Source organism: Coleofasciculus sp. (genome assembly GCF_046539235.1).
Taxonomy (GTDB): Bacteria; Cyanobacteriota; Cyanobacteriia; order Cyanobacteriales; family Coleofasciculaceae; genus Coleofasciculus.
In genome coordinates this window covers 1-6,246 of sequence record NZ_JBKHHI010000396.1, presented here as the reverse complement: position 1 = coordinate 6,246, position 6,246 = coordinate 1, and the positions used below count along the sequence as shown (strand labels likewise).

Annotated in this window: 5 protein-coding genes; 2 read left to right on the top strand and 3 right to left on the bottom strand. The window is 44.7% G+C overall.

Annotation, left to right across the window (positions count from 1 at the left end; genetic code table 11):
* The first annotated feature begins 714 nt into the window (after positions 1–714).
* Positions 715–840, top strand: a complete 126-nt coding sequence (locus ACLFWI_RS25075; RefSeq protein WP_446415181.1) for a hypothetical protein — start codon at positions 715–717, stop codon at positions 838–840.
* Between the two features lie 288 nt (positions 841–1,128).
* Here the strand turns inward: ACLFWI_RS25075 and ACLFWI_RS25070 are convergent, their stop codons facing one another.
* Positions 1,129–2,748 (bottom strand): DUF2079 domain-containing protein, encoded by a 1,620-nt coding sequence (locus ACLFWI_RS25070; protein WP_446415182.1) that lies wholly within the window; start codon positions 2,746–2,748, stop codon positions 1,129–1,131.
* A gap of 143 nt (positions 2,749–2,891) precedes the next feature.
* Here ACLFWI_RS25070 and ACLFWI_RS25065 point away from each other — a divergent pair, with 143 nt between their 5' ends.
* Complete coding sequence (locus ACLFWI_RS25065; protein WP_446415180.1) at positions 2,892–3,620, top strand: hypothetical protein; 729 nt, start codon at positions 2,892–2,894, stop codon at positions 3,618–3,620.
* Positions 3,621–3,976: 356 nt separating this feature from the next.
* On the opposite strand, the gene ribBA is transcribed toward ACLFWI_RS25065, so the two are convergent.
* Both ribBA and ACLFWI_RS25055 read right to left on the bottom strand, forming a co-directional pair.
* Positions 3,977–5,647, bottom strand: coding sequence for a bifunctional 3,4-dihydroxy-2-butanone-4-phosphate synthase/GTP cyclohydrolase II (gene ribBA / locus ACLFWI_RS25060; RefSeq protein ID WP_446415179.1), 1,671 nt, complete (start codon positions 5,645–5,647; stop codon positions 3,977–3,979).
* A 297-nt stretch (positions 5,648–5,944) separates the two neighbouring features.
* Positions 5,945–6,246, bottom strand: a 302-nt coding sequence (locus ACLFWI_RS25055) for a MazG nucleotide pyrophosphohydrolase domain-containing protein (RefSeq protein WP_446415178.1), incomplete at its 5' end; no start/stop codon positions are given.

Below are 6,246 nucleotides of genomic sequence, written 5' to 3'. Positions count from 1 at the left end.
GGCTTCTTTGGCTTTAGCAAGGGTGGTGAATTGACTGTATGGCATTGTTGTCTTAAGTAGGTTGGTGGAAATAAACTCAACCTTATGAAGTTATGTTAACAAGCCTCAAACCCTTACAAATGACGAATGACGAATGACGAATGACGATCCCCACCGTTAACTTTAATTGTCCCCACCTACTTATCTGATCAAATCAATTCGCGCATCAAAACCCAGGTAATCATTGCCATGCCATAAACTCATAGAATACCGACCCGTTGAAACTGGCATATCATCTCATATTAGCAGATGGAAGGTAGACTCGCGATCGCACGTTTCCCCCTTATCCCCTAACTTCTTCCCATTCCCAGGAAGACAGGGAAGCATCACTCCCAAGTCAGCCCCTGTCTATTTCCACCACCCGACTGACATAAGCAAAACTTTTAGTCTTTACGCTTACGTTTTAATCATTTAAAGTTAATCAAATTTAACACAGGCAGAAAACCTCAGGGGTCAATCCTGATTTGATCGGGGTTTGAGGTTGTAGTACAATGTTAACTTAATCCTGTATTGTGCTATTTTTATGGCAATTTTTCAACCTTAAACGCTTCAAACCCTTATAAATAGGTTGTTATTCTCCCCTATCGCTGCGGCAAAATTCCCACACCACAAACATCTTACATTACCCAATTTCATCGACTCAGACCGAGGCAAATTTGACAAAAAAGCTTTTTCATGCATCTGAAGTTTAATCAAAAAGGGACAACTGGGGGAAATGGGAATGCAACTCGACAGGAGTTAGAGGAAGTGCGATCGCATAAGACACAGATCAGCGAATCTCTGCTTAAGCCAACAAATTGAGGAACCAGTGACTGGATGGGAGGGAAGAAATAGGGCGCGATCGCACCGCGACTAAACCAAAATAATTCTCTTTATACAGTTGCGCGGTCTTCGCTTTAAATTGAGGACAGGGCGACCCGATCGCATTGAATAGAGTAGTGTTGTTAATTAAACCAAGCGGGTCGCCCCTACAAGAAGGAATTTGACAAAAGTACATTCAGTTATCCCTGTTTGACTGGTAGGGCATCACCGATCCTTTTAGGTCGGTGAGAATGTCAACGATGTCCTGCATCAGACGTTTTATCTCGATCAACGGTTAACCAATTGTTTCCGAAACACCAGCCATTTTTCCATAGCATCAGAATTAGAGTCTACCCCTTTCTGCAATAAAATCACCCCATCTTCAAACCCAATAATGCCATACTCCTGCTTTGCCGTTACCTGATCAATTAGTGATACTAGCGACTTCAAGAGTCCTCGTTCCTGATCAAAAGCTACCTGATACTGCTTTAACCGCCAAAGGTCAGCAATCATATAGTCTACATTAATAACCTCTTGCTGATCATTGCGTAACCTTAAATCAGGTAAGCGGATAATTTCACGGCGACTAGAGAGATGAGGAATAATATAAGTTGTCGCCGAAACACTGGTATCCGGTGGAATTTGGGCAACTAAAGGACGCATTTGTTGCACATGGTTCCACTGTTGGGGTAATGAGATATGTACCCACGGATCAAAGGAATCTGGTAGCATAAAATAAAACGCCCGATTTAACGCCGAAGCACTGGAGGTATAGGAAAAAATAAGCGTTAAAGTAATACAAAAAATCCAAAAATATCGAAACAGCGATCGCTTATATAAATCTTGATGCTTTGACCACCATAGAATCGTCCCATAAAACAACCCTGGCACCACCGTCATTGCATAGCGAATATTAATCGCCAGTACCGATTCTCCCTGACCTAAAAATAACTTAAGTAAGGGAAATCCAGCTATCATCCAAGACGCGGGTGAAATCGCTGGTATAAACGCCAACGGTAACCATTGCCCCAATAAATAATTCAATGTGCGACCAAAGGGTGTCACTAATTCCACCAACACCCGCCCAGGATTGCTAATCATTCCCCAGATAATCTCTAACGTAGACGCTTCATCCCCTGAAGCATATTGACCGAATCGTTCCATCATAAACCGCTGCGAAATATCCTCAGAGAATAACGGCATAACCAGATTCGTCAGCAGAATCATATAGCCAAAACTTAAGCTACAAACCGCTAACCCAATCCGGGGATATCGACGACTCAGAATTAGGTAGACTCCCACACCAAATAAGCCGATTCCCGCATCTTCGCGTACAGCTAAAAGTAACACAGATAATAGCCAAAACAGCCACCAGCAGCGTTTTTCCATCGCTAGCAGCAGTCCAAAAACAAATAGGGGAATCTGGGAAATATCGTGAAAATTCGATAACGTTGGACCAATAACCGCGTTAGCGCAGTAAAAGCTAACCGTAATCATCCCAGCTAAGGTTGGTTCTAAATACTCTCGTGCGAGAACATACAACACCAAACCCGCCGCTGTAACCAATGTTACTTGCAATACAGTTAACGTGGCAGGTGTAGGGAATAAAGCATACAGGGGTAACCAAAGTAACAACGCTGGCGTAAAATGTTGTCCTAAACGATGATAATCCACCCTGGGAACCTCCCCCTGATGAACGACATTCGCCGAAAGTTGGGAGGATAAGGAACTCTCAAAAAAACGTCCGTGCAGGTTATTCCAGAAGACTTGATTAAAAATACCTTGGTCGTAGGACGAGTAAAAAGTATAGTGTCGATGTAAGCCTAAAATTAAAGCAATACAAAAAAAAGCGAGTGTCGCCGTAATCGCTAACCTTGATAGAGATACCTGAGAAAATTTAAATCGCATCATAGTATGTCTGGCTGTATAATTCGTCTATCATACCCGTAGTTATTTCCCAGAGAACATTATCCTAACCAAGGACAAAGAACAAAGGACAAAGGACTACTTAATTTTGCTACCATAGCGGGAGTCCCCTTGCTGATTGTAAGATGATCAAGAGAATTTCCTTAAGCTTAGGCTTGTTGAGTGGCATCCTATTCACCGGCAATCCCGTTAATGCTGATATACCCCTAACTCCAGTCTCCACTGCATCCCCAACCGTTCCCCAAACCCTTTCCCAAGCCTCCACCTCTGCTAATGTCAAGCTGTTACTAGAAGACTTGCCAGAGGGGTTTCAGGAACTTCCCCCCGAATTAACCGCCTCACTTGCCTCTCAATTTAGACTCCTAACCCAGCAATTCCAGGAAGCCAACCTGAACCCAGAAAATTTATTCGCCTTTGTCAATCCCGAAAGCTTCCAAATTGTTCTAGGATTTACCAGTCCCCTGTCTAGCGAACAAGATTGGGTAAACTTTGATACCAATGTACAGCAGTTACAACAACCCGAAATTCAACAGTTACTGGTTAGCCAACTGAAGCAAAGATTGCAAGGGATGGGAGAAATTAACGTTTTGGAATACCAACCCCTCCCAGAATTGAATAACTTTGCAGATACCTCAACAGGTTTTACCCTAGGCATCGATATGGAAGGAACACCCCTACAATTAGATATGGCAACCTTTCGTCGAGGTGGAATGGTTGCATTCACTGGGGTGATGTATCTGAATGGACAAATGCCATTAATTCAAGTTGGCGATGTTGCCCAAAAGCTTGATAGTCGTATTGTCCGAGTTTCGGCGCAATCCTATCCTGCTAGTTTAGCCAACTATCATTTTTAAAGCCACGGTTAGGACAATAAAATTGGGTGAAAAGGCAACAGGCAACAGGCAACAGGCAACAGGGGAATGTCCTCACATATCCCGGTAGTGCTATATTCGACCAAGTCGCAAACCTTTATATTGTTTTAGACAAAATCTCCCGGTAGCTACCAATAGCTTACCGGGAGAGACTCAGCATTTTCTGTTTGATTTCTATTTTAGGTGCAATGACACCAACCAAAAATCCGTAAAATTCAGGAATTTATTATCTTTGGTTTCCAGAAATCGTCAAAACTACGGGTTGACAAACGGTTATAGCAATGCTATGCAGGAATACTTAAATAACTCTTTAACAAAGGACAAAGGACAAATCACCCTTACCGCTCAAAACTGTAGATTTTTTGCGTGGTTAAATGCTCAAATACACAGGAGGGACACTGACTCAGTGAAAACATTTGCCGATCAAGCTGAACTTGTAAACTAATCAGAGGATCGACACCAGTAGACACTAGAAACTCTAGGCGTCCCAGTTGCGACCAGGTACTGAGTGTATCAAGAATTTTCGCGATCGCAATTGAGTAGGGATGATGGCTATCCTTATACCAGTCAGGTTCTGCCAGGTTAGCTTGATCAAAGCCCAGATGAACAATTAAAGACGGTTTCCCAAATAGTGCGATCGCCACAGGACGGGCTTCTTCCTGTAACAATAGGTTATGGCTTGCTGCTAAATGTCGCAGTTTTTCCAGTCGTTCATACCGTTCCGTCACCGGTTGCGGCGCATCTAACCACTGAATTCCCACAGTAACTAAATAAGTCTGCAGCAACAGATGCCCTAATTTCTGTGCCTTGGTGGCTAAATAGATCGAATTATAGTCATTCGCTTCAATCAGCAGGGGAACCCGATCAACCACCTCAATCCCATATCCCCTTAATCCAGCAATCTTACGCGGATTATTGGTAATCAGGCGAATTTTTTTGACGCCAATATCATTAAGCATCTGCGCTCCCATCCCATAGTTACGCAGATCCGCCGGAAATCCCAAGCGTTCATTCGCTTCCACCGTATCCAGTCCCATATCCTGGAGGGAATAGGCTTTCAGCTTATTCACCAAACCAATTCCCCGTCCCTCTTGGCGCAAATACACCAGTACCCCTTGACCCGCCGCCTCAATCATTTTTAACGCGGCTTCGAGTTGCTGGCGACAATCACAGCGTAGGGAACCCAAAGCATCTCCCGTGAGACATTCCGAGTGCATCCGTACCATCACAGGTTGGTCTGGGAACTTTTCCGGATCTCCCTTGACAATTGCCACATGTTCTGTATTGTCCAAGGTATTACGATAGCCATAAATTTTAAACGTGCCAAACTCTGTCGGCAATTTAGCCACCGTTTCCCGGTAGACGAAGCGATCGTGTTGCAGGCGATAACTAATTAAATCGGCGATGCTAATTAGTTTGAGATTATGCTGCTTGGCATACTGAATCAACTGCGGCAAACGAGCCATCGACCCATCGGGATTTTGGATCTCACAGATCACCCCGGCTGGGTATAAACCTGCCAATCGCGGTAAATCCACCGCCGCTTCCGTATGACCCGCCCGCTTAAGGACACCTCCTTCTCTAGCGCGGATCGGGAAAATATGACCCGGACGACGTAAATCACAAGGTTTAGTCTGGGGGTTAATCGCAATTTGGATAGTTCGCGCCCGGTCTTCTGCCGAGATCCCGGTTGTCACCCCCAAATGGGATGCCGCATCAATACTAATGGTGAAAGCCGTTTGATTACTATCGGTATTTTTGGTAACCATTAACGGCAAATCGAGGGCATCGAGGCGTTCTCCTATCAGCGCCAGACAAATCAAGCCCCTTGCTTCCACTGCCATGAAATTAATCATATCTGGTGTAGCAAATTGGGCGGCGCAAATTACGTCCCCTTCGTTTTCTCGGTTTTCATCGTCAACCACCACCAAAGCGCGACCGGCTTTGAGATCGGCTAGGGCTTCATCTATCGAGTTGAATTCAAACAAAACAGTTTCAGGCGATTCCACGTCAAAAGCGCGAGTGCTAGACCGTTACATAAAACTTACACAAATCTACCCACAAGTGGTAAGATATGCCGTTTACTTCCTGCTTGATTCTGGCGATGTCGGCATCCTCCAGTCCACAGGCTATTACCACCTAACTGGCGGCTGTCTCTAAATTCAGGGAGGCGTTAAAGACTCGGTCAATTTCCAACCCTTAAAATTTCTAGAGTAAGTTACTTTTCGATTGTATCCCGTTTATCTGGGTAGAGAATTCACAGATGCAAGAGTTCCCCAGCTTCCAGATGTTCCACGGTCACGTCTCTACTCCCCCCTCTCTTTCATCTGTGACTGCTTCAATGCGGCTTTCGCTTGCTGCCAAAGCTGTTCTAATTCATCCAGGGTATACTCAGACAAGGAACGAGTTGCGATCGATTCCATCCCCGATAGACGCTGGATAAACCGTTGGTTGGTGTCTTGCAGCGCTGTGGCTGGGTCAAGATCATACCAACGGGCGACATTAATTAGTGTAAACAATAAGTCCCCCAGTTCTGAGAGCTGCTCATCTTTCCCTTCCTGGTCAATTGCCTGATGGAATTCGGCTAATTCTTCGGCAAATTTTGCCC